Raw genomic sequence first — 24,200 nt, 5'->3', positions numbered from 1 at the left:
CTTATATCTAGGGAATATGCCTATTGGATAAATTTCCAATAGGCATATTTAAATAAATTATTTATTTAAGAAAATACCAATTTTGTGTTTAACAATTTCATAAACAACTTCATTACAAGGTACAATATTATTTCTTAAAGATGCATTTTCTTTGGTAGTAGCAAATTTTTCCATTGCTTTTTTTGTCCATCCCACTAATAATTCAGTGCCTACATTGAATTTACGAACACCATAATTAGTACATTTATGAATATCTTCTTCTTTTACACCAGTACCACCATGAATAACAAGTGGAATATCTACTGTTTCATGAATTTCTTTTAATAAGTCAAAATTTATATCTGTTTTAGATTTATATTGACCGTGATTTGTACCAACAGCAACGGCTAAAGCATCAACATTTGTTGCTTCTACAAATTGTTTAGCAATTTTAGGATCTGTATATTTTACTTCATGAGCAGCTACAGCAATACCTTCTTCTGTACCACCTATTGTACCAAGTTCCGCTTCTACAGAAACTCCTCGTTTATGTGCAAATTCTACAACTTCTTGTGTACGTAGAATATTTTCTTTTAATGGTAATGCGGAACCATCAAACATTACAGAAGAGTAGCCATTTTCAATAGCTTCTTTGATGTCAGTAAATTTAGCAGCATGATCTAAATGTAAAACAATATCTAAACCTTCATTATCAGCCATATATTTACAAACACTAGCTAATACACCATAACCAATGTAACGAGCTGTACCAACACTAGTTTGGATACTGATAGGTGAACCCATATCTTTAGCTGCACGGATCATATATGGGAGCATTTCTAAATTATGAGTATTGAATGAACCAACTGTAAAATTATATTTATCAGCTTTAGCTAGAACTTCTTTTAATGTAGTATACATAACAATTAACCCCTTTATATAAAAAGATATCAAATTAATAAGTAGTAGATTTTTTCATTGTTTCTTTATTTAATTTCATTAAATTATCTATTTTTTCTAGATAGAATTGAATTAAATTATCATCTTTAGCTAAGGATGCTTCTTTACGTTTTATATTATAAAGTTTTAATAAATCTGTAGAAGCTTTACCTAATGTAGGTTGTTTCTTTAGACTTTGTTCGTAGTAAGAGATAGCATCATCAATTTTATTGAGGTTTGTACAAACTTCACCTAATTTATTAAGTATTTCAATAATATTATTATCGTTAGATGTAGATAACTGTTCTTTAAGTTGAATAAATTCTTTTTCTAAAGATTCAGTGTCAATAGTTTTTTTTATATTTTCGTTAGCTGAATTTTCATTGTTATTTGTACCAAATAGATTTTTAAGGAATGAAAACATTTAAATATCACCTCTTATTGACCAGCACCCATAAGTGGAATGATAATCCAAGCATATAAGAGCGCAGCTGCTATAGTATCAACATCAGTAGCAGTAGCATTTACAAATCCTAAAGAATCAAATATGCCAACTAATAAAGCAGGAAGAAGTGTAATGAAGAAGCCATGAACAATACCACCAATAATTGCTCCACGTTTACCACCAACAGCATTACCAAATATACCTGCAGTACCACCAGCAAAGAAGTTAGTTAACATACCAGGTAAAATCATAGCTAATCCAAAAACTGGTAATATGAACATAGCAATAATTGTACCAATTGTTGTTGTAATAAATCCTAAAATTACTGCATTTGGAGAATAAGGGAATAATACAGGGCAATCGAGAGCAGGAATTGCATTTGGAACTAATTTCATAGCAATACCACGGAATGCAGGAACAATTTCACCTAATATTAAACGAACACCAGATAAGAGTACATATACACCAACTACAAATTGAATTGCTTGTAGAAAGGCGAATACTAAATAATTTGTAGTACCAGATAAATCTTGACAAAATGCAGGACCAGCAAATAATGCTGTAATGATATAGAGCGGAACCATTACTACCATTACGGATAAATACGTATCTTGTAAAAATTCAAATTGTTTAGGTAGTTTTATTTCTTCAACAGAATCTTTAGGATTACCAACAAGTTTAGCAACACCAGCTTCTACAAGATAACCAATTGTGCAGAAATGTCCTAAAGCAATATCATTACTACCGGTTATTTTTCTTATGATTGGTTGAGCTATAGCTGGCATAGCAACAGCAAAAATACCACCGATGATACCACCTATGATTACCAGAGTAAAACCTCTAAATCCAGCAAAATAACCAAAAGCTGTACACATAGTAGCCATCCATAAAAGAGCTTGACCAGTTAAAAATATATATTTCCATTTGGTAATACGTGCTAAAATAATATTTACAATAAATATAGCTAAGAATGTAAATGCAATTTGGCTTCCTAAACCGAGCTCATTCATAGCTTGACCATTAATAGCTTCGATTGAAGGAATAATACCACGTAAACCAAAACCTTCTGTAAAAATTTTTCCAAAATAAGTTAAACTGCCAACGATAATTGCAGAACCAGCTGATAGAACCATAAATCCAAGAAGGGTTTTAAATGCACCGCTCAAGCAATTTCCAAAAGATTTTTTTTGGAGAATTAATCCCAATAAGGCAATTAAAGCTAGAGTAATACCAGCTTGAGTAAGGATGTTATTGATTATAAAATTAATAATTTCCATAAAAAGAAGCCTCCTTTAGTTAGTTTATAAAGCACCTATTTCTTTAAGTACAGGAGTAAGTTTTTCTTTAATTTCATCTTTACTTACAATATTTTTTAAATAAATAAGTTTTGTTTCATTTGGATCAATATTAAATTTTTCAAATTGAGTCTTAAAATTAGAAGCTGTTAATATAATATCAGGTCGCATAGAAACAGCTGAAGAAATATCACAATGATCTAAATTTGCTTCTGCACCAATTTGAGCTAAAACAGTTTCAACAGTCATTTGACAAGCAAAACTACTACCAAGACCAGCACCACATACCATTAAAATTTTAGGTTTTTTCATAATAAAATCTCCTTTTTACATCTTTTTAATATTAATTTAAAATTTAATAAATAAGTTTATAGATATATTTAAGAAATAATAGTTATTAAGCATTTTGTTCAAATTTATTTAATATAGAAATAAATTGTTCAATATTATCAATTTTTGATAGTTGTTCGATTTTCCAATTTTCGTTAATAACATTAACTAATGATCTCATAACATCAAGATGAGTTGTTGGATCTGGAGCAGCTAAGCAAAAAATTATTTTTACAGGATCATTTTCAGGATTACCAAAATTAATAGGATCCTTAGTCGTCATAATACTTAATCCCATGCTCTTTACACCATCTTCACTTCGAGCATGCGCAAGAGCCACTCCTTTAGCAATAACAATATATGGTCCATAATTTTTTACTGCATCAATCATAGCAGTAATATATTCAGGATAAATATATTTACTATCAAGAAGTGGTTTTGCAGCTACAGTTATAGCTTGTTGCCAATCAGAAACCGATTGATGTAATAAAATTTTATCTGGACTTACAATATCCGTTAACATTAAAAAACCTCCTAATCTATATTATTTAATAATTGCATTAGTGTTTCAAATTTTGGGTCTGTAACTAATTTATAGGAACCATATTTTTCTATAAAAGCTTTATAGATACTTTTAAAAATATTTTCCCATAATTTGTATAAATGTTTAGGAATACTTAATAAAAATATTACTTGTACTTTTTCTTTATTCCAAATAATAGGATTTTTTAAGACACCTACAGAAATAGTAACTTCTGACATATGATTTTCTAAGGCATGAGGTATAGCAATCATACCACCAATTTCAGTAGAAGCCATATTTTCACGTTCAAATATTGATTGTTTAACTTGATTATCAATATAACCATGTTGAATCATAGCATCAGCTAGTTGTTCAATAGCATTATATGAAGATGTAGCTTCTAAAGAAGGGAAAAATAAATCTTCTTTAAAAAATAAACGATAATTAGTGAAATTATTTTCTTCATTTTTATTAAGTTGTTTTTCTACTGAAAGTAAATCATCTTCTGTCATAATAGGTTCTACTAAAATAAATTTTTTATTATCTAGTTTTGGAATAGGAACTGTAGAAAATATAAAATCAACACTGTTTATAATTTGCTCAGTTAATTCATAAAAACTCATAACACGAGTGATTTTTAAAATACCACCAAATCGTCTTTGTAGTTTACTTTTTAATAAAAGAGCAGTAGAAAGACCTGTAGCACATACAATAATAGCTGTTTTGCCCATTTCTTCGTTTAATTTATTACGTTCTAATGAGGCACCAAAATGGATGGCTAAAAAACCAATTTCGTTTTCATTTGTTTTAACATTTTCTTCTTGTTCGATTACTTCACTAGCAATTATCGCCATTTCAAAAGCTAATGGATAATTATTTTTTATAGATTCTAAGATACCATTGCGGATATTCATATTAAATTTTAATCTGTTAATTGCCGCAATTAGGTGAATAGTAAGACCAGAAATAAGTTCATTATCATCAGATAAATCAATATTTGTATTTAATTTGATTTTTTTTAATATATTAGATATTAATTGTTGACAATTATTTCTAGTTTTAGTTGATTCTATAAATTTTTGACTAGCTATAAAATGTTGGGTTAAATAATAGCTTTCGTTACTTATATCTACGCCTAGTTGTTGTTGAATGATAGATAATATTTCTTTTGCTGATGAAAAATAAGAAGATTGTTCTAATTTTTTTCGTTCATTTAAAGTATATTCAACAGTATTTTCTCTATTTGAACGACACATAATAATTATTATGTGAACTAAAAGATTTTTGAAAGCAATATCTGTTAGGCGTATGTTATGTTTTAAGATAACTTTCATTAAAATATGTTTAACAGAATTGATTTCTTCTTGAGAAAAGATATCTTTTACAAATTTATTATTGGTAAAATTAATTAAATCATCTCTATTAAATATATATTCAGAAATGCAGTAACGTATATTTGTTTCATTTCCATTTATTTTTATACCATTAAATCTGTCTGATATGAGTTCAAGATTAAAACGTGCTAAGCTTTTCTTTATATCTGTTAAATATTTTTTTAATGTAGACAAGCTAATAAATAATTCTTCGGCTAATTCTTCTTGATTAACTATTTTGTTGTGTAAAGAATTTAATAAAATTCTAGCAATTATAAAAGAAATTCTATCATTATAATCAAAAGGAACAATATTGTCACCTGTATAGTTAATATATGAATTTAATTTATATTTTTCAGTGAGAACCGAATATTTTTCTTGCTCATCAATAACTAATTTGTAACCATTGCCTGCTTCTGATAATATATGAGCACCATATTTTTGGATACTTGAGTTTAAGTCTTTAATATCTCTTCGTATAGTGCTACGACTAACTCCAATAAGATTAGCTAGATTTTCACCTGAAATAGCTTTTTTATGTTTATTTAGTATTTTTAAAATAGATAAGATACGTTTATTTTGTATTGGCATTAGATTTATTTCACCTCCTGTCAATTACTATACTTTTATTATATTTAGATAATTTTGAAATGTTAAGACATGTTATGAACACATGCTATGTTCATTTTTAACTTAAAAATAAAATCTCTCTTTTAATAGATATTATAAAGAGAGATTTTTAAGTTATTTTGTAGTTAATATTTTTTTATCGTTTAAATAGCATTGATTTAATTTTTCAAAGGCAACAGTTTTATCAATAATTGTTTTTATGAGTAAGTCAAGTTTACTATTTTCATTATAATCGGCAGGAGCAAAATATTTGATGCGATTTTCAGTAAATAATTTAATGACTTTATCCATATTGGATAATTGAGGATTATATACGCAGATAGAATGACCACCATAGCTATTTACTAGTTTCATACAGGGAATATCTGTTTCACTATCGCCAATGTAGACTATATTTCTAAATGGCACGCGAATTTTTTCTTCAGGTATAGAATCATTTACCGCAGGGTCATTTATATCTAAAAAACCTTTTTCAATGCGAAAGAGAAATTGTGTTTTATTTGTATAATTAACAGCTTGAGCGGGCCATTTGGCTATGCCATTATCATCAAAATAAAATGAGCTTGCATAGATTTTTTCAAATTCACCAGCTTGAGCCATGACAGTACCTTCAATCATTTCTTTTAAACCACTTGAGATAATATAATGTTCAATGATGATATTATGTTTTTTGCCATAATTGCGAATGCGTTTGAACCATGTTTTGACGCCAGGAAAAAGCTCAACTTTAGCTCCATAATCAGCAAGTATTTTTTTATCTAAACGAAAATTTCCTTGAGATTTTTCTACCATTTTATACATATAAGCTAAATTTGTATCCATATCGTTGGCTTTTGCCAAAGCATTTGATTCTTCCCAGAAATTATTTACATCATAGCCTATATCTTGAATAAAGCCTTGAGCTTGCATATCTTTAGGTGATAAAGTCTTATCAAAATCATAACAAATGGCAATAACAGGAAATTTTTCTTTATATTTACGTTTATACATGAAATCACCTCTAATCTTTATTTTATTATAATCATTTAGTATATACTATGGAAATTTTTTATAAGTTTTTAAAAATATGTTGGAAAAACAACATATGCTTAATATGATTTATTATATAATGATATATGAAATTTAGATGATTGTTAATTGAGTATAAATTTTTTGTTATTTAGGAGAGGCTATTTGATGAATATATTTGAAATTTTAAGAGAAGAACATGATAATATCAGTAAATTTGTAGATAAATTTGAAATTATGGCAATAGATTTGATGGAAAAAAATGAAATATCTATTGAAGAATATACAAAAGCTATAGAATTTATCCGTGTATATGCGGATAAAACTCATCATCAAAAAGAAGAAGAACTTTTATTCAAAGCTATGCTTGAAACGAAAGATGAGATGGCAAATAATTTAGTAAATCATGGTATGATTGTAGAACATAATTTAGCTAGATTATATGTATGGGAATTGGAAAATGCGTTGAAAGCGTATCAAAAAGAACCTACAGTAAAATTAAAATTGGCGATAGTTACAAATACAATGTCTTATGTTTATTTACTTCGTAGACATATAGATAAAGAAAATAGAGTGGCTTATCCTTATGGTGAACGTTTATTATCTAAAGAAGTAATAGAAAAATTAAATGAGCAAGCACAAAATTATATGAAATAACAAAAAAGCCTATTATGATGATTTAAAATTTATTTAAATTATTATAGTAGGTTTTTCATTTTTTTATTGACATGAAGTTAAGTTTAACAGTTAATATATAATGTAGATAGAAGACAAAGGAGCTAGATTATGAATAATATATTGTATTTAGAATGTTATGCTGGTATTAGTGGAGATATGTTTGTAGCTTCGTTATTAGATTTAGGCGTAGATAAAAATTATTTAATGGAAAATTTACAAACATTACCATTAGATGGATATAAAATAGAAATTAGCCGTGTGAAGAAAATGGCACTTGATGCTTGTGATTTTAATGTAATTTTGGATATAGATAATCATGACCATGATATGAACTACTTACATAGTGAACATCATGAGGCTCATCACCATAATCATAGCCAAGAACATCATCATCACCATGAACATCGTGGTTTAAAAGAAATCGTAGAAATAATTAATAAATCACAAATAACAGATAGAGCAAAAGAAATTGCAATAAGAATTTTTAATATTATTGCTAATGCTGAAGCAAAAGCTCATGGTGTAAGTATTGATGAAGTTCATTTCCATGAAGTAGGAGCAGTGGATTCTATTGTTGATATAGTAGCTGCTGCTGTATGTATAGATAAATTAAATATAGATAGAGTTGTTTGTCCAAAGATATATGAAGGTCAAGGCCTTGTGCGTTGTCAACATGGTCAAATTCCTATTCCTGTGCCAGCTGTAGTAAATATTGCTATAGAACATGGTTTAAGATTACATTATACACAGACAAAAGGGGAATTAATTACTCCAACAGGGGCTGCTATTATTGCAGGTATTCAAACAGAAGATAAATTGCCAGAAGAATTTATTATAAAGAAAATTGGTATAGGTGCAGGGAAAAGAAAATATGATATACCAAATGTAGTTCGTGCTATGATGATTGAAGTTAAATAAAAAAACAAGAGACTTTATAAATGATAAAAAATTTATAGAGTCTCTTTTTATTTATGAATTAAAATTTTATATTTAGATAACAAAAAAGCCTTAGCTATTGCTAAGGCTCTGATTTCAAAGTGGTGCGTCCAGCAGGATTCGAACCTGCGACCGCACGCTTAGAAGGCGTGTGCTCTATCCAGCTGAGCTATGGGCGCGTTCCTTGAGAACATTTAATATTATATCTATATATTACGTGTTTGTCAACAACTTTTTTAAAATTTTTTTAAATTAATTTGTTAAGCTACGTACAGGTGCAGGAATACGACCACCACGAGCAATAAATGCATCAGAACTATATTCACTGCGAACTTTAATAATAGGGCAATGACCGAGTAAACCACCAAAGTTAACAGTATCGCCAACTTTTTTACCAGGAACAGGAATAACACGAACGGCAGTAGTTTTATTATTAATCATACCGATAGCAGCTTCATCTGCGATGATACCAGAGATTGTAGCAGCTGGAGTATCTCCTGCGATAGCGATCATATCAAGACCTACAGAGCAAACGCATGTCATAGCTTCTAATTTTTCAATGGAAAGACTTCCACAGCTTACAGCATCAATCATACCAGCGTCTTCACTTACTGGAATGAAAGCACCACTTAAACCACCAACGTGAGAGGAAGCCATTAAGCCACCTTTTTTAACAGCGTCATTTAATAAAGCAAGAGCTGCTGTTGTACCTGGAGCACCACAAGATTCAAGACCCATTTCTTCTAAGATATGAGCAACACTATCACCAACAGCAGGAGTTGGTGCTAAGGATAAATCGATAATACCGAATTGTACGCCAAGACGACGAGAAGCTTCTTTAGCTACTAATTGACCTACACGAGTGATTTTGAATGCAGTCTTTTTAATTGTTTCAGCAACTTGTGTAAAATCTGCACCTTTTAAATCTTCAAGAGCATGTTTTACAACACCAGGGCCACTTACGCCGACGCTTACTACTTTTTCAGCTTCACTAACACCATGGAAAGCACCAGCCATAAATGGATTATCTCCAGGAGCATTAGAAAAGATAACGAGTTTAGCACAACCAATAGCTTCACGGTCGCGAGTAAGTTCAGCAGTGCGTTTTACTACTTCACCCATTTCACGAACGCAGTCCATATTGATACCTGCTTTTGTAGAACCTAGATTTACAGAAGAGCAAACTAAGTCTGTAGTAGCTAAAGCTTGTGGAATGGAATTGATGAGAATTCTATCACCATTTGTATAACCTTTTTCAACAAGAGCAGAAAAACCGCCGATGAAATCAATACCAATTTCTTTAGCAGCTCTATCCATTGCTTCAGCAACAGGAACGTAAGTATCTGTCTTGCAGGCTTCAGCAGCAATAGCAATAGGAGTTACAGAAACACGTTTATTAATAATGGGAATACCATATTCACTAGAAATATCTTCACCGGTTTTTACTAAGAATTCACCAGATTTTGTGATTTTGTCATAAACATTATCACAAAATTGTTTTAAATTAGGGTGAGCACAATCACGAAGACTAAGTCCTAATGTAATCGTACGAACATCTAATTTATTTTCTGTTATCATACGATTAGTTTCTAAAATATCATTAATAGTAATCACAAAAGTTCCTCCTAAATTCTTTAGTTAATTAATAAAGAATATTTAAAATTAGCCGATTGTATGCATAGCATTGAAGATATCTTCATGTTGAGCTTTGATATCTACGTTAAGCTGAGCACCTTTTTCTTTGAGGAGTTTTTGTAAATCCTGTAATTTAATGTTTTTGTCAGTCATTTCAGCAATTAGAACCATATTGAAAAAGCCATTCATAATATTTTGGTTGATGCTGATAATATTTACTTTGTTTTCAGCAAGAACATTACTTACAGTGGCAATGATGCCTACACGGTCTTTTCCGATAACAGTTATAACGAGTTTCATTTATACTTCCCCTTATTAATTTTATAGAGTTACTAAATTATTGTAACAGTGTTATTATATCATTAATAGTAGTAGCTTGCATTAGTTTTTGCTAAAAATACATTGTACATATATAATAATATAGGTATTATTTTAGGATATTGTGTTTTTTTATGAAAATGATAAAAATTTGAGATAAGAGGAGTTTTTTATGAAAGTTTTATTGACAGCGATAAATGCAAAATATATACATTCATCATTAGCAATTCGCTATATATACAAAAATTGTCAAGATTTATCTTGTGATATAGAGATGCTAGAAGTGTCTATCAATAATCATTTGATTGATATTGCTAATCAGATATTTGATGTTAGACCAGATATATTAGGAATTTCTTGTTATATCTGGAATATTGAATTAGTGAAACAATTATTGCCACTTGTGCATAGATTATTGCCAAATTGTAAGATTATCTGTGGCGGGCCAGAAGTTTCATATGCTACAAAAGAATTTATGCAGGATTTTCCTATGGTGGATTTTGTAGTGCGTGGCGAAGGTGAAAAAGCTTTTCATGATTTATTGCAAACTTTATTAGATGAAAAAAATAATGAAGAAATTAAAATCGTTGGCATAGCAAAGAGAAATAGTGATGATACTATTGATGAGAATATTGCCGTTACTGTAAGTGATTTAGATGAAATAATTTTTCCTTATGATGATAACGATATTGAAAATTTAAAAGATAAGATAATTTATTATGAAAGTTCAAGAGGTTGTCCTTATTCTTGTAAATATTGCTTATCTTGTGCGACTAAAGGCGTAAGATATCGTTCTTTAGATAAAGTTTTTGCTGAGCTAAGTTATTTTATCAAACATAATGTTCGTCAGGTAAAATTTGTAGATAGAACTTTTAATGCAGATAAAAAGCATTATTTACCGATTTTGGAATTTATTGCTAAACAAGATTGCAGAACTAATTTTCATTTTGAAATAGTAGCTCACCATATTGATGATGAAATCAAGGCTGTACTTAAGAAAATGCCAAAGGGTAGAGTACAATTTGAAATAGGTATTCAATCTACGAACTTAAAAACTCTAGGTCAGATAAGTAGAGCAAATCCATGGGAAGAAATGACAAATAACATAAAATCTATCATGGCTTATGGAAATATTCATCTGCATGTGGATTTAATCATTGGTCTTCCTTATGAAGATATTACTTCTTTTGCAAAATCTTTTAATGATGTATATTTATTGCAAGCTGATATGCTTCAAGTGGGCTTTTTGAAATTATTAAAAGGTGCAGCAATGAATGATTTGATACAAGAACATGATTATGTATATATGCCACAAGCACCATATCAAGTAATCAGCAATAAATATATGGATTATGCTACTATGCGAAAATTACAGATTTTTGTAGATGTATTGGAATTATATTATAATGCTGGCCGTTTTAAATATACGATTATTAATTTAATCAAACAATATAATCAAGATGCCTACACATTTTTTGCTGACTTTGCTCAATATTGGCAAGCTAAAAAATTGCATTTAGCACCACACGCTCCTAAGAATTTATATGTATTTTTATATGATTTTATCAAGCAAAATTCTAAGATAAAAGATAAAGAATATATTTATAATGTATTGAAATTTGATGCTTTATTGACAGATAAAGGTAAGATAAAAATAGATATGTTGCCATGGAAAGAAGTAGATAAAAAAGTAACAGATGATTTTTATATGAGTGAAAAAGCACTAGCTTATATTAATAATTATCAATTTAAATCATGGCGCGATTTGAAAAAGAAATTTTCGATAGAAGTTTTTGCCTATGATATGAATCAAGCGAAATCATGTCAAATAAAAGCAAAAGAAAATGCAATGATTTTTGCCTATGAAGATGATGGCGTATTTTATCAAGAAATAAAACAAGGAGATATAAATTTATAATGATATATTATGCTTTTTCCGATTATTTAAAACAGCGTTATGGCGAGAAAGTTTATAAATTGCCTATAGGGTTACCACTTACTTGCCCTAATCGTGATGGTTCATGTGGGAAATTTGGCTGTACTTTTTGCGGTAGTATCGGTGCAGGTTATGAAAATTTACCACCAGAATTATCTGTAACAGAGCAAATTCGCATGAATAAGGCTCATATAGTGCCTAAGTATAAGGCAAAAAAATTCATACCGTATTTTCAAAATTTCAGTAATACGTATATGCCACCAGAACAATTAGAAAAATATGTATTAGAAGCATGTGCTAGTGATGATATAGTGGCTATTTATATAGCGACAAGACCAGATTGCATAAATGATGTTTATTTAGAAATCTTAGCTAGAATTGCCAAAGAAAAAAATATTGATATTTGCGTAGAATTAGGTTTACAAACGATAAATTATAAGACTTTAGAAAAAATAAATCGCGGTCATGGTTTGGCGGAATATATTGATGCAGTATTGCGTATAAAGCGTTATGGTTTATTGTGTTGTACTCATGTAATTTTAGATTTACCATGGGACGATGATAAAGATATGATTGAAACTGCTAGAGTGATTTCTGCACTCGGCGTTGACCAGGTGAAATTACATGCACTTTATATCGTAAAAAATACAAAAATGGCTCAGCAATATGAAAATAAAGAATTTGAAATTATCTCTTGTGAGCATTATAAACAAAGAGTAATTGATTTCTTAGAACATTTATCTCCAAATATTGTTTTACAGCGATTAATTGGTAGAGCACCAGCTGAAAATACTTTATTTAGTAATTGGCAGACAGGTTGGTGGAAAATTCGCGATGAAATTGTAAAAGAAATGGAAGAAAAAAATCTTTATCAAGGTCGTTTGTGCAATTATTTAAATGGCAGTGCTGTACAAAAATTTTTAGTTAAAGAATGATGTAGGGATTTTGATTTTATGGAAATCATTTATAAAGATGAAAAAGATTTTACGAAAGAAAATATAATAGAATTGTTTTTATCTGTTGATTGGCAATTATCGGCTAGTAATCCTGATAAATTATATACAGCATTAATTAATTCACCAACGGTATTTACTGCATGGGAGAATAATAAATTAGTAGGCTTAGCTAGAGTTTTAGATGATGGCATACTTACAGCATATATTCACTATGTATTGGTAAATCCTAATTATCAAGGTAAAGGTATTGCCAGCAATCTAGTAAAGATGATAAAAAATAAATATAAAGATTATCTTTATATTGAATTGATGCTTGATGAAAAGAAAAATGTTAATTTTTATCAAAAATTAGGTTTTAATATAGTAAAAGAAGGCACACCCATGCAACTATGCAATCCTGAAACTATGAAAGTTAAATTATAAATAAAAAAGCTATAATAATTTCTAGTTAAATTATTATAGCTAATATTTCAATTATCGCATTTATAATCTTGCCAATCAGGTAATGTAGTATGATTATCCACAGCTGTTTTCATAGCTTGGTAATAAGCTAATTTTTTTTGAATATGCTTATAATCGTGTTGCATTTTTGCTAATTGTGCTAGAATATGATTTTTTTGATTGGTCAATAATTTTAAAATATCATCAATATGTGAAGGCTCTTGCTGTTCATATTGAAAAAATTCTTGCAGTTGAGCGATACTCATACCTGTATTTTTAAAACAGCAGATAGTTTTTAAACGATTGATATGTTTTTCTAAATAAATGCGTTTGCCTGATGAATTACGAGGAATATCAGTTAAAATGCCTACTTCTTCATAATAGCGAAGCGTGGAAGCTGGCAGATTGAATTTGGCTGATACTTCACGAATTGAATATTGTTTATCCATAATAAAGCCCCTTTATCATAGTAATATCTTGACTTAAAGCGTACTTGAATTAGTATTATGATAATTATAAAAAAGATATTGACTAAAAGTAAAGGGGCGTTTTTCATGTATATAGCAGATAAAGACAGATATAATAAGTTAGAATATGCTAGATGTGGTAAAAGCGGTTTGAAATTGCCAAGAGTATCTTTGGGACTTTGGCATAATTTTGGTGATAACAATGATTTTAAAACTATGCAAAAACTTTGTTTCACTGCTTTTGATAATGGCATAACTCATTTTGATTTGGCAAATAATTATGGTCCTCCTTATGGCAGTGCAGAAATAAATTTTGGTAGAATTTTAAAGCAAGATTTGAAAAAATATCGTGATGAATTATTAATCAGTACAAAAGCTGGTTATGATATGTGGGAAGGCCCTTATGGCAACTGGGGCAGTAGAAAATATTTGATTGCTAGTTTAGACCAAAGTTTAAAACGCATGGGTCTTGAGTATGTAGATATTTTTTATCATCATCGCATGGATAAAGACACTCCACTTGAAGAAACTATGGGAGCATTAAATCAAATAGTACAAAGTGGAAAAGCTTTATATGTAGGTTTATCAAATTATGATGGTGAAACTTTGGCAAAAGCTAGTGAAATTTTAACTCAAATGCATTGTCCATTTATCATCAATCAAAATCGTTATTCCATTTTCGATAGAACTATTGAAAACAATGGCTTGAAGGAAATGGCACATAAATTAAATAAAGGTATTATAGCTTTTAGCCCATTAGCACAAGGATTATTGACAGATAGATATTTGAAAGGTATTCCTGAAGATAGTCGCATAAAAACTGATGGAAGATTTTTGAAAGCTGAAATTTTGACAGAAAAAAAATTAATGCAGATTGCTAATTTAAATGAAATAGCAAAACAGCGTGGTCAAAGTTTAGCTCAGATGGCATTGGCTTGGATTTTAAAAGATAACATAGTTACAAGTGTTTTGATAGGTGCATCAAAGCCAGAACAGATTTTAATGAATTTAGAAGCAATGAACAATATAGCATTTTCCAGTGAAGAATTGAAATTTATAGATGATAATAGTTTATAAAATTTTCTATATGAGTATGGATTTACCACTGATAAATTATAGATATAAAAGGTATATTCATAGTTGAAAAATATTATAAAAAGTTGTATCATAAATATGTGTTATAGTTTAAAATGCCTATAAAAGGGTATATATATATAGAAGGGAGCTTATTTGAAAATATGAGCAAACATATGAAAACTATGGATGGTAATACTGCTGCGGCGTATATATCTTATGCATTTACAGATGTAGCAGCTATTTATCCAATTACTCCATCATCTCCAATGGCAGAAGTTGTAGATGAAATGGCAGCAAAAGGTAAGAAAAACCTTTTCGGTCAAAAAGTACGTGTTGTAGAAATGCAATCTGAAGCAGGTGCTGCTGGTACAGTACATGGTTCTCTCCAGGCTGGTGCATTAACTACTACTTATACTGCTTCTCAGGGTCTTTTATTAATGATTCCTAATATGTATAAGATTGCTGGTGAATTGCTCCCAGGTGTATTCCATGTAAGTGCTCGTGCTCTTGCAACATCTTCTCTTAATATTTTTGGTGACCAACGTGATGTTATGGCAGTTCGTCAAACTGGTTGCGCTATGCTTGCTGAAGCTAGTGTTCAAGAAGTTATGGACTTAAGTGCTATTGCTCACCTTGTAGCTATCAAAAGCCGTGTACCATTCGTAAACTTCTTTGATGGTTTCAGAACTTCTCATGAAATTCAAAAAATCGAAGTTTTAGATTATGAAGATTTAGGCAAAATGCTTGATTGGGAAGCTGTAAATAAATTCCGTCATAATGCTTTAAATCCAGATCATCCAGTAATTCGTGGTACTAGCCAGAACCCTGATATTTATTTCCAAGGTCAAGAATCTGCAAATCCTTATTATGAAGCTGTTCCACAGATGGTTGAAGATGCTATGGCTGAAATCAATAAATTAACAGGCCGTAACTATCAATTATTCAACTACTATGGTGATCCAAATGCTGATCGCGTAATCATTGCTATGGGCTCTTTATGTGATACAGCTATGGAAGTTGTTGATTACTTGAATGCAAAAGGCGAAAAAGTTGGTGTTGTATCCATTCACCTTTACAGACCATTCTCTGTAAAACATTTCTTAAATGCACTTCCAAAAACTGTTAAGAAAATTGCTGTTATGGACCGTACAAAAGAAGCTGGTTCTATCGGCGAACCTTTATATCTTGAAATTCAGTCCGCTCTTTATAATAGCGATTTACGTCCAACAATCGTTGGTGGTCGTTATGGTCTTGGTGGTAAAGATGTTACTCCAGATCAAATCTTTGCAGTTTATAATGAACTCAAAAAAGATGCTCCTAAAAATGGCTTTACTATTGGTATCAATGATGATGTTTCTTTCACTTCTTTACCAGAATATCATGAAGATATCGACCTTACACCAGAAGGAACAACTGCTTGCAAATTCTGGGGCTTAGGTTCTGATGGTACTGTAGGTGCAAATAAAAGTGCTGTTAAAATCATCGGCGATAAAACAGATATGTATGCACAGGCATATTTTGCATATGACTCCAAAAAATCTGGTGGGGTAACAATGTCTCACTTGCGTTTTGGTAAAAAACCAATTATGTCTCCATATCTCATCAATAAAGCAAACTTCATTTCCTGTTCTCAACAGTCTTATGTAGATAAATATGATTTACTTGCTGGTTTAAAACCAAATGGTACATTCTTATTAAATACACTTTGGACTGATGAAGAATTAACAGAAAAACTCCCTGCATATATGAAACGTTATATTGCAGAAAACAATATTAACTTCTACACTGTAAACGCTGTTAAAATTGCTCAAGAACTCGGTCTTGGCGGTCGCTTTAACATGGTTATGCAGTCTGCATTCTTTAAACTTGCAAATATCATTCCTATTGATGAAGCTGTTAAATATCTTAAAGATGCAGTTGTTACTTCTTATGGTAAAAAAGGTCAACATATCGTTGATATGAATAATGGCGCTATCGACAAAGGTATCGAAGCTCTTCATAAAGTAGAAGTTCCAGCTTCTTGGAAAGATGCTAAAGATGCTGATGATGCAAATGCTAATATTCCTGATTTCATTAAAAATATCCAAAATCCAATGAACCGTCAAGAAGGCGATAAACTTCCTGTAAGTGCTTTCAAAGGTATTGAAGATGGTACATTCCCAGTAGGTACTGCTGCTTATGAAAAACGCGGTATCGCTATTAATGTTCCGGAATGGGATATTGATAAATGTATCCAGTGTAACCAATGCTCCTTCGTATGTCCACATGCTGCAATTCGTCCAGTACTTATGACAGATGAAGAAGTAGCTAATGCTCCAGAAACAATGAAATCCAAACCAGCTCTTGGTGCTAAAGGCTTAAATTTTGCAATCACTATTTCTGCAAAAGATTGTGCAGGTTGCGGTAACTGTGCTGATATTTGTCCAGCTCCAAAAGGTTCTGCTCTTGCTATGAAACCTATTGCAACTCAACTTGCAAAACAAACTGAATTTGATTATGCTGTTGATGCTACAAAAGTTGCACCTAAGAAAAATCCTATGAAGAAAACTACTCTCAAAGGTAGTCAGTTCGAACAACCACTCTTAGAATTCTCCGGTGCTTGTGCTGGTTGTGGTGAAACTCCATATGTAAAACTCATCACTCAGCTTTTTGGTGATCGCATGATGGTAGCTAATGCTACAGGCTGTTCTTCTATTTGGGGCGGTTCTGCACCATCTATGCCATACACTAAAAACCATAAAGGACAAGGTCCTGCTTGGGCTAACTCCTTATTTGAAGATAATGCAGAATATGGTTTAGGTATGTTCCTTGGAACAAAAGCTGTTCGTGAAACATTATCTTCAAAAATCACTCAAGCTTTAGAAGAAGGTCTTGGTAGTGATGAACTTAAAGCTACATTTGCTGATTGGCAAGCTAACATCAATGAAGGTGAAGGTAGCCGTGAACGCGCTGAAAAATTGACTGAACTTCTTGAAGCAGAAAAAGGCGATAATGCACTCTTAAATGAAATCTATGATAAAAAAGATTTCTTTGTAAAACGTTCCCAATGGATCATTGGTGGCGACGGTTGGGGTTATGATATCGGTTATGGCGGTCTTGACCATGTACTTGCTTCTGGTGAAGATGTTAACGTATTAATTCTCGATACAGAAGTTTATTCAAATACTGGTGGACAGTCCTCTAAAGCTACTCCAGCTGCTGCTATTGCTCAATTTGCTGCTACTGGTAAACGTACTAAGAAAAAAGATATCGGCATGATGGCAATGAGCTATGGCTATGTATATGTAGCACAGATTGCTATGGGTTACGATAAAAACCAAACTTTAAAAGCTATTGCTGAAGCAGAAGCTTATAAAGGACCATCTCTTATCATTGCATATGCTCCATGTATCAACCATGGTTTACGTGCAGGTATGGGCAAGAGCCAACTTGAAACTAAACGTGCTGTTGAAGCTGGTTACTGGGCTACTTATCGTTATAATCCTGAATTACGTGGCACAGATAAAAATCCATTCAGCTTAGACTCTAAAGAACCAACAGGAAACTTCCAAGAATTTATTCAAGGCGAAGTTCGTTATACATCCTTAAAACGTGCATTCCCTGAAATTGCAGATGAATTATTTGCAAAAACAGAAAAAGATGCAAAAGAACGTCTTGAAGGATATAAAAAATTAGCAGGTAAATAATTTTTCGTGCTGATAAAATAAAACTGACGCTATTTATTAGCGTCAGTTTTTTATTGCATGAATTAAGTTTTTTTTATATGATATAAAAGGATTAATTAAATAGTTAAGCATAGGCATATATTATATAAGAAAGGAATGAATGCTTTGAAAAAATTATTATTAGTAGCAATTTGTATTTTATCTATGCTATGCACAGCTTGTGGTTCAACTACAGATGAAAAAGAAGTAGCAGATAATACAAAAACAGAAACTTTAAAAATTGGATTAATGCCAGACATTGATTCCATACCATTTATTATTGCTCAAGAAAAAGGATATTTTAAAGAAGAAGGGGTAGACGTAGAGCTACAGTATTTTAAAAGTGCTATGGATAGAGATAGTGCCCTTCAAAGTGGCAATTTAGATGGTGGTGTATCTGATATGCTAGCAGCAGGATTTGCTAAAGCTGGAGGATTTGATGTAAAAATAACTTCTTCTACTAATGGCAATTACTGTTTAATTGCAGGTACTGGCAATACTGCTAAATCTTTAGCGGAAATGAAAGGTCAGAATATATCCGTATCTAAAAATACTATTATTGAATTTGTTTTAGATGAAATGCTTGCACAAAACAATATGACTGAAGCAGATATCAATAAAACAGTAATTCCACAGATACCTACAAGATTAGAAATGTTACAAAATGGTAAATTAGATGGTGCAGTACTTCCTGAACCTATGGGCAGTATTGCTGTAAAAAATGGCAGTTATTTAGTAAATTCTTCTGAAGCTATGAAAATAAATCCAGGCGTAATGGTATTTACAAATGATAGCGTAGAAAATAAAAAAGAAGCTATAAAAGCTATGTATAGAGCTTATGATAAAGCTATAGAATATTTAAATTCTACTCCTCAAGAAGAATACATGGATTTAGTTATTGAAACAGCAGGATTACCACCAGCAACTAAAGATGCTTTAGTTATGCCAAAATACATGAAAGCTGCATTACCAGAAAAATCTGATTGGGATAAATCTATAAATTGGCTCAATAAAAAAGAATTAGTAACTGAAAAATATAATTATGAAGATATAGTAAGTGATATTTTAACGAAATGATTACCGTAGATAGACTTTATGTAAGATATGATGATACAAATATATTAGAAGATATTAATTTAAATTTGCCAACAGGGATAACTTGTGCAGTGATTGGCCCTTCTGGTTGTGGGAAATCTACCTTATTAAATGTTTTGGCAGGACTACAAAAAAATTATCAGGGTTTAGTGCAAATAAATGGAGAAAATCCTTCACCTAAAAAACAAACTATAGGTTTTATTCCTCAAAATTATGGATTATTGCCATGGCTTACTGTAAAAGAAAATATTTTATTAGGTTTAAAAATAAAAAAAGAAGCTAAACAAGGTTTACCTCAAAATTTAGTAGATAATTTAGGATTAAGTAATTTACTAAATCGCTATCCTAATAATTTAAGTGGTGGTCAACAACAACGCGTAAGTTTAGCTAGAGCTTTTGCTTTAAAAGCTGATTTATTATTAATGGATGAACCTTTTTCTGCTTTAGATGCTATTACAAGAGAAGAAATGCAAGATGTATTCATTGATTTATGGCAGAAACAGAAAGTTTCTACTATATTAGTTACGCATTATGTAGAAGAAGCTTTATATTTAGGGCAAAAAATAATAGTGATGACTAGTGCACCTGGAGGTATCTATAAAATAATCGATAATCCTTTATTTAGTGACAAGAATTTTCGTGATAGAGAAATCTTTAGTTCACTAAGTAAAGAAATAAGAAATTATTTAAAGAAAGCAGGTAGTAAGAATGAAAGATAAATCATGGCATTTTTATTTACCTGCAATGATATTATTGCTTATTTTATGGTATGTTATATCTATAATCGTACATTTACCAATTATTCCTTCGCCTGTTTTGGTAATGGAAAGATTGGGCAATATTTTTACACAAACAATAGCTATTCATGCACTATATAGTCTTTGGCGAATTATAGCAGGAGTATTTTTAGCTATAATAATTGGTGTACCGATAGCGGTGATGATGGGATATTATAAAAAATGTGATAAGATTTTAGCTCCTATTGTTTATCTGACATATCCTATTCCTAAGATTGCATTATTGCCTATCTTGATGCTTTTAGCTGGCATTGGAGAATTACCAAAAGTTATTATGATATTTTTGATTGTGATTTTTCAAGTGTTAGTTGCAATTCGTGATAGTATAAAAACTATACCAAAAGAAATGTTTTTTCCTTTATATAGTTTAGGTGCATCTTTTAGACAAATTTTCTTAAATATACTATGGCCAGCTGTATTACCAAATTTTATTACATCTTTACGTGTAGCAATGGGGACAGCTATATCAGTATTGTTTTTTACAGAGACATTTGGTACTAAATATGGCATGGGATATTTTATAATGGATTCGTGGCTTCGTGTAAATTATTTAGATATGTACGCAGGTATTGTAGTTTTAAGTTTAATAGGTCTATTTTTGTTTGGTTTTTTGGACTTGGTAGAAAATTATTTTTGCAAATGGAAGAAAAAAGTATAAGAAGATATGGTTCTAGTAGTGATATTAGAACCATATCTTTTTTTGTAATTAATTTTAATTTTTTATATAATTTTTTGAAAATTGTATATTGACTTTATATAGGGAGATGGGTATAATTAAACCATAACAAGATTGTAAATTTGTTGATGTAAACGTTTGTTTTTTGTATTTATGTTGAGATTTTTATTAAATTCCAGCTTGTTACATAAAAATTTTTTGAGAAATATATATTGACTTTAAGTGATGAGAATAATATAATGAAGCTGAGTTAAATGAAAATTTGTAAAAATACAAACAAATATTTGTTCAAGAACTTTAAGATATGTATAAAATAAGTTCGTATTTTGACAAAATGTGTAAACGTTTTCCGTTTTCAATTTTATGAAATTGAATTTTCTAAAAAATCATATGGTTTTATTTATTGATATAATATTGCATTTATAAATAAAAAATATGGTATTTTGAAATATTAACTCGTTATCAATTTCATATTGATAATAAAATAAATGAGTAGGTGATTTTAATGAAGGAAAACACAGTAATCACGGTTAGTAGACAGTATGGTTGCGGTGGTCGTGAATTAGCTGAAATTTTAGCTAAAAAGCTAAATGTAAAGTTATATGATAGACAAATTGTTCATATAGCAGCAGCTAAATTAGGTATCAATGATTTATCTGAACAGGATTTATTAGAATTAGAAAATACTGTTCATCCATTGACATTGACATTCATGCCATTCCATTCTTTCGGTACTCGCATGGGCGAATCCAGCAGAGGTATGTTCTTATCTGAAGCTAGTGTAGTAAGAAAACTTGCTAACGATGGAGCATGTGTTATCTTAGGTCGTTGTGCTGATTATGTATTAGAAGATATGCCAAATCATTTCTCCATTTTCGTTTGTGCAGACGATGAATACAGAGAAAAAAGAGGTAAAGAAGTTTACGAAGGTAAAACTTTAAAAGAATTAAACGAAGAAAATGAAAAAAGAGCTAGATACTACAATTATTACACAGGTAAAAAATGGGGCGAAGCTTCTAACTATGATTTAATTGTAAATACTAGCAATGCATCTTTAGACAAAATAGCAGATGCTATCATTGAATATATTAATAAAGTTCAAGAATAAAAGAACTAAAGAATATAGAAGGGTAACAGCATAGATGCTGTTATCTACATAAGTTTTGTTAATAATTTTTTTATTAAATATTTATAATTTTATTTAGGAGGACTTATAAATGTCAGGTAATAATGGTAATAAACTTATGCAACGCATATCATATGCTTGCGGTACTTTCGGACATGATATCTTCTATATGATGGTTAGCACATACTTTATCATGTTCATCACAAGTAATCTTTTCAACACAGAAGATCAAAGTTATAATGAATACATGATCGGTATCATCATGACAGTAATTCTTGTAATTCGTGTAGCAGAACTTTTCATTGACCCATTCATTGGTAACACTATCGATAAAACAAACACTAGATGGGGTAGATTTAAACCATGGGTTATCGTTGGTGGTTTCGTAGCAGCTTTAAGCTTAGCAATTTTGTTCACTGACTTAGGTGGTTTAACAACATCTAATCCATTACTCTACTTAATTATCTTTGCTATTTTATACTTAGTAATGGATATCTTCTATTCAGCAAAAGACGTTGCTATTTGGTCCATGGTTCCAGCAATGTCCTTCGATTCTAAAGAACGTGAAATTACAGCAACATTTGCTCGTATTGGTTCCGTATTTGGTGCTCAGCTCGTAACAGTAATGGTTATTCCTATCGTATTATTCTTCTCCAAAGACGCTAACGGCGGTGTTGGTGATGCTAATGGTTGGTTAGCTTTCGCTTTAATCGGTGGCGGTGTATCCTTATTAGGTGCTGTTATTCTTGGTCTTGGTACAAAAGAACAAGCTTCCGCTCTTCGTGAAAACAAAAAAGAAACAACTTTCAAAGAAGTATTCTCTATCTTAGGTAAAAATGACCAGTTAATGTGGATCGCTATTACATTCCTTATCTTCTGCTTCGGTCAGGACTTAGTAAACTCCTTCCAGATGTACTATTTCGCTTACATTTTAGGTGACTCCACTTATTTATCCTTCTTAGGTATTATCAACGTTATCATTGGCTTATTAGCAGTTGCTTTATTCCCTGTATTAACAACTAAATTCAAAAGAAGAAACTTATTCTTCTATTCTATCGTAATCATGATCGTTGCATTGATCATCTATGCTTTCGCTGGTACAAACTCTGTATTAGTATTAATCGCAGCTGGTTTATTCAACTTACCACAGCCACTTGTATTCTTAGTAGTATTAATGACAATCACAGATACTGTTGAATATGGTCAGTTAAAAATTGGTCACCGTGATGAATCCCTTATCCTTTCCATCAGACCATTAGTTAACAAATTATCTGGTGCTGTAACAAGTGCTATCGTTGGTTTTACAGCTGTTTGGGTTGGTATGTCTGGTAAAGCTACAGCTGATAGCATTACTGATAGCAATAAAATGATGTTCGAATTAATCATGTTTGCTGTGCCAATCGTATTCATGCTCATTGCAACATTACTTTACAAAACAAAAGTTACTCTTACTGAAGAAAAACATGCTGAAATCGTTAAAGAACTTGAACGTACTTGGAAAGATATCAGTAAATAATATATAAATATGAAGATAAAAGAACTGTACTAAATTTTGAACTGCACCCCAAAAGTTGGACAAAAAACAACTTTTGGAGGTGCAGTTTTTTTATGACTAAATACTCAAATGAATTTAAAGTTAAAGCAATTAAAATGGTTTTAAAAGGAGATTCTATTTCTCATGTAGCTAAAATTCTAAACATGCCAAACACAGCTTCTCTTTGCAGATGGATATTTCATTATGAAAATGGTGGCATCTCACAACTTCTTCATAAAAATCTTAAATATACTCCTATCTTTAAGCAAAAAGTTATTGAATATAAATGGCTACATCATTTA

At 30.7% G+C, this 24,200-nt stretch carries 23 protein-coding genes and 1 tRNA gene; 13 read left to right on the top strand and 11 right to left on the bottom strand.

Going from position 1 to position 24,200, the window contains the following annotated elements:
* Positions 1-57: 57 nt before the first annotated feature.
* From F553_RS0102825 to F553_RS0102795, 7 genes are all read right to left on the bottom strand, one after another.
* On the bottom strand, positions 58-900 hold the full coding sequence (locus F553_RS0102825) for a class II fructose-bisphosphate aldolase (protein WP_008538186.1): 843 nt from the start codon (positions 898-900) through the stop codon (positions 58-60).
* Between the two features lie 34 nt (positions 901-934).
* Positions 935-1,342, bottom strand: a complete 408-nt coding sequence (locus F553_RS0102820) for a tetratricopeptide repeat protein (protein ID WP_018998910.1) — start codon at positions 1,340-1,342, stop codon at positions 935-937.
* A gap of 14 nt (positions 1,343-1,356) precedes the next feature.
* Entirely contained in the window at positions 1,357-2,640 is a 1,284-nt protein-coding gene (locus F553_RS0102815) for a PTS sugar transporter subunit IIC (protein WP_018998909.1), read from the bottom strand.
* A gap of 24 nt (positions 2,641-2,664) precedes the next feature.
* Positions 2,665-2,970 carry a PTS sugar transporter subunit IIB gene (locus F553_RS0102810; protein ID WP_008538183.1) on the bottom strand — a complete coding sequence of 102 codons (306 nt, stop codon included), beginning with the start codon at positions 2,968-2,970 and terminating at the stop codon, positions 2,665-2,667.
* A gap of 85 nt (positions 2,971-3,055) precedes the next feature.
* Positions 3,056-3,511, bottom strand: coding sequence for a PTS sugar transporter subunit IIA (locus tag F553_RS0102805; protein WP_008538182.1), 456 nt, complete (start codon positions 3,509-3,511; stop codon positions 3,056-3,058).
* A gap of 11 nt (positions 3,512-3,522) precedes the next feature.
* Positions 3,523-5,475 (bottom strand): BglG family transcription antiterminator, encoded by a 1,953-nt coding sequence (locus F553_RS0102800; RefSeq protein ID WP_018998908.1) that lies wholly within the window; start codon positions 5,473-5,475, stop codon positions 3,523-3,525.
* 153 nt (positions 5,476-5,628) lie between these two features.
* The gene (locus F553_RS0102795; protein ID WP_018998907.1) at positions 5,629-6,504 is read right to left on the bottom strand and encodes an HAD family hydrolase; all 876 of its coding nucleotides are present in this window, start codon (positions 6,502-6,504) and stop codon (positions 5,629-5,631) included.
* A gap of 186 nt (positions 6,505-6,690) precedes the next feature.
* Here F553_RS0102795 and F553_RS0102790 point away from each other — a divergent pair, with 186 nt between their 5' ends.
* Both F553_RS0102790 and larC read left to right on the top strand, forming a co-directional pair.
* Positions 6,691-7,179: a hemerythrin domain-containing protein gene (locus tag F553_RS0102790; RefSeq protein ID WP_018998906.1), complete on the top strand. Its 489-nt coding sequence runs from the start codon at positions 6,691-6,693 to the stop codon at positions 7,177-7,179.
* Between the two features lie 129 nt (positions 7,180-7,308).
* Positions 7,309-8,118: a nickel pincer cofactor biosynthesis protein LarC gene (larC, locus tag F553_RS0102785; RefSeq protein ID WP_018998905.1), complete on the top strand. Its 810-nt coding sequence runs from the start codon at positions 7,309-7,311 to the stop codon at positions 8,116-8,118.
* Between the two features lie 120 nt (positions 8,119-8,238).
* Here the strand turns inward: larC and F553_RS0102780 are convergent.
* From F553_RS0102780 to F553_RS0102770, 3 genes are all read right to left on the bottom strand, one after another.
* Positions 8,239-8,315 (bottom strand) — tRNA-Arg (locus tag F553_RS0102780).
* Between the two features lie 73 nt (positions 8,316-8,388).
* A complete protein-coding gene (locus tag F553_RS0102775) occupies positions 8,389-9,750 on the bottom strand; it encodes a PFL family protein (RefSeq protein WP_008538177.1) in 1,362 nt (453 codons plus the stop codon).
* Positions 9,751-9,798: 48 nt separating this feature from the next.
* Positions 9,799-10,071 (bottom strand): ACT domain-containing protein, encoded by a 273-nt coding sequence (locus F553_RS0102770; RefSeq protein WP_008538176.1) that lies wholly within the window; start codon positions 10,069-10,071, stop codon positions 9,799-9,801.
* A 190-nt stretch (positions 10,072-10,261) separates the two neighbouring features.
* Here F553_RS0102770 and F553_RS0102765 point away from each other — a divergent pair, with 190 nt between their 5' ends.
* The 3 genes from F553_RS0102765 to F553_RS0102755 are packed head-to-tail and all read left to right on the top strand — an operon-like array spanning position 10,262 to position 13,404.
* Positions 10,262-12,007, top strand: coding sequence for a B12-binding domain-containing radical SAM protein (locus F553_RS0102765; RefSeq protein ID WP_018998904.1), 1,746 nt, complete (start codon positions 10,262-10,264; stop codon positions 12,005-12,007).
* Entirely contained in the window at positions 12,007-12,960 is a 954-nt protein-coding gene (mnmL, locus tag F553_RS0102760) for a tRNA modification radical SAM protein MnmL/YtqA (protein ID WP_008538173.1), read from the top strand. The genes F553_RS0102765 and mnmL overlap by 1 nt, the downstream gene beginning before the upstream one ends.
* 18 nt (positions 12,961-12,978) lie before the next feature.
* Complete coding sequence (locus tag F553_RS0102755) at positions 12,979-13,404, top strand: GNAT family N-acetyltransferase (RefSeq protein WP_018998903.1); 426 nt, start codon at positions 12,979-12,981, stop codon at positions 13,402-13,404.
* Between the two features lie 47 nt (positions 13,405-13,451).
* On the opposite strand, the gene F553_RS0102750 is transcribed toward F553_RS0102755, so the two are convergent.
* The gene (locus F553_RS0102750; protein WP_018998902.1) at positions 13,452-13,871 is read right to left on the bottom strand and encodes a MerR family transcriptional regulator; all 420 of its coding nucleotides are present in this window, start codon (positions 13,869-13,871) and stop codon (positions 13,452-13,454) included.
* A gap of 105 nt (positions 13,872-13,976) precedes the next feature.
* Here F553_RS0102750 and mgrA point away from each other — a divergent pair, with 105 nt between their 5' ends.
* The 8 genes from mgrA to F553_RS0102710 form a co-directional block, all read left to right on the top strand.
* Positions 13,977-14,966 carry an L-glyceraldehyde 3-phosphate reductase gene (gene mgrA / locus F553_RS0102745; protein WP_018998901.1) on the top strand — a complete coding sequence of 330 codons (990 nt, stop codon included), beginning with the start codon at positions 13,977-13,979 and terminating at the stop codon, positions 14,964-14,966.
* Between the two features lie 161 nt (positions 14,967-15,127).
* Positions 15,128-18,652 carry a pyruvate:ferredoxin (flavodoxin) oxidoreductase gene (gene nifJ, locus F553_RS0102740; RefSeq protein ID WP_018998900.1) on the top strand — a complete coding sequence of 1,175 codons (3,525 nt, stop codon included), beginning with the start codon at positions 15,128-15,130 and terminating at the stop codon, positions 18,650-18,652.
* A gap of 144 nt (positions 18,653-18,796) precedes the next feature.
* Positions 18,797-19,747 (top strand): ABC transporter substrate-binding protein, encoded by a 951-nt coding sequence (locus F553_RS0102735; RefSeq protein ID WP_026296903.1) that lies wholly within the window; start codon positions 18,797-18,799, stop codon positions 19,745-19,747.
* Positions 19,744-20,484 (top strand): ABC transporter ATP-binding protein, encoded by a 741-nt coding sequence (locus F553_RS0102730; RefSeq protein ID WP_018998898.1) that lies wholly within the window; start codon positions 19,744-19,746, stop codon positions 20,482-20,484. Before F553_RS0102735 ends, F553_RS0102730 begins: the two co-directional genes overlap by 4 nt.
* Positions 20,474-21,220 carry an ABC transporter permease gene (locus F553_RS0102725; RefSeq protein ID WP_018998897.1) on the top strand — a complete coding sequence of 249 codons (747 nt, stop codon included), beginning with the start codon at positions 20,474-20,476 and terminating at the stop codon, positions 21,218-21,220. Before F553_RS0102730 ends, F553_RS0102725 begins: the two co-directional genes overlap by 11 nt.
* Positions 21,221-21,743: 523 nt before the next feature.
* A complete protein-coding gene (locus F553_RS0102720) occupies positions 21,744-22,346 on the top strand; it encodes a cytidylate kinase-like family protein (RefSeq protein ID WP_018998896.1) in 603 nt (200 codons plus the stop codon).
* 109 nt (positions 22,347-22,455) lie between these two features.
* Positions 22,456-23,880 carry a glycoside-pentoside-hexuronide (GPH):cation symporter gene (locus F553_RS0102715; protein WP_018998895.1) on the top strand — a complete coding sequence of 475 codons (1,425 nt, stop codon included), beginning with the start codon at positions 22,456-22,458 and terminating at the stop codon, positions 23,878-23,880.
* A gap of 92 nt (positions 23,881-23,972) precedes the next feature.
* Positions 23,973-24,200: helix-turn-helix domain-containing protein (locus F553_RS0102710; protein WP_018998894.1), on the top strand; the 228-nt coding region annotated here is incomplete at its 3' end.

The organism is Megamonas rupellensis DSM 19944 (assembly GCF_000378365.1).
Classification (GTDB): domain Bacteria; phylum Bacillota; class Negativicutes; order Selenomonadales; family Selenomonadaceae; genus Megamonas; species Megamonas funiformis.
Note: the sequence above shows the minus strand (reverse complement) of the source record. Positions and strands in the feature narration are given on the sequence as shown.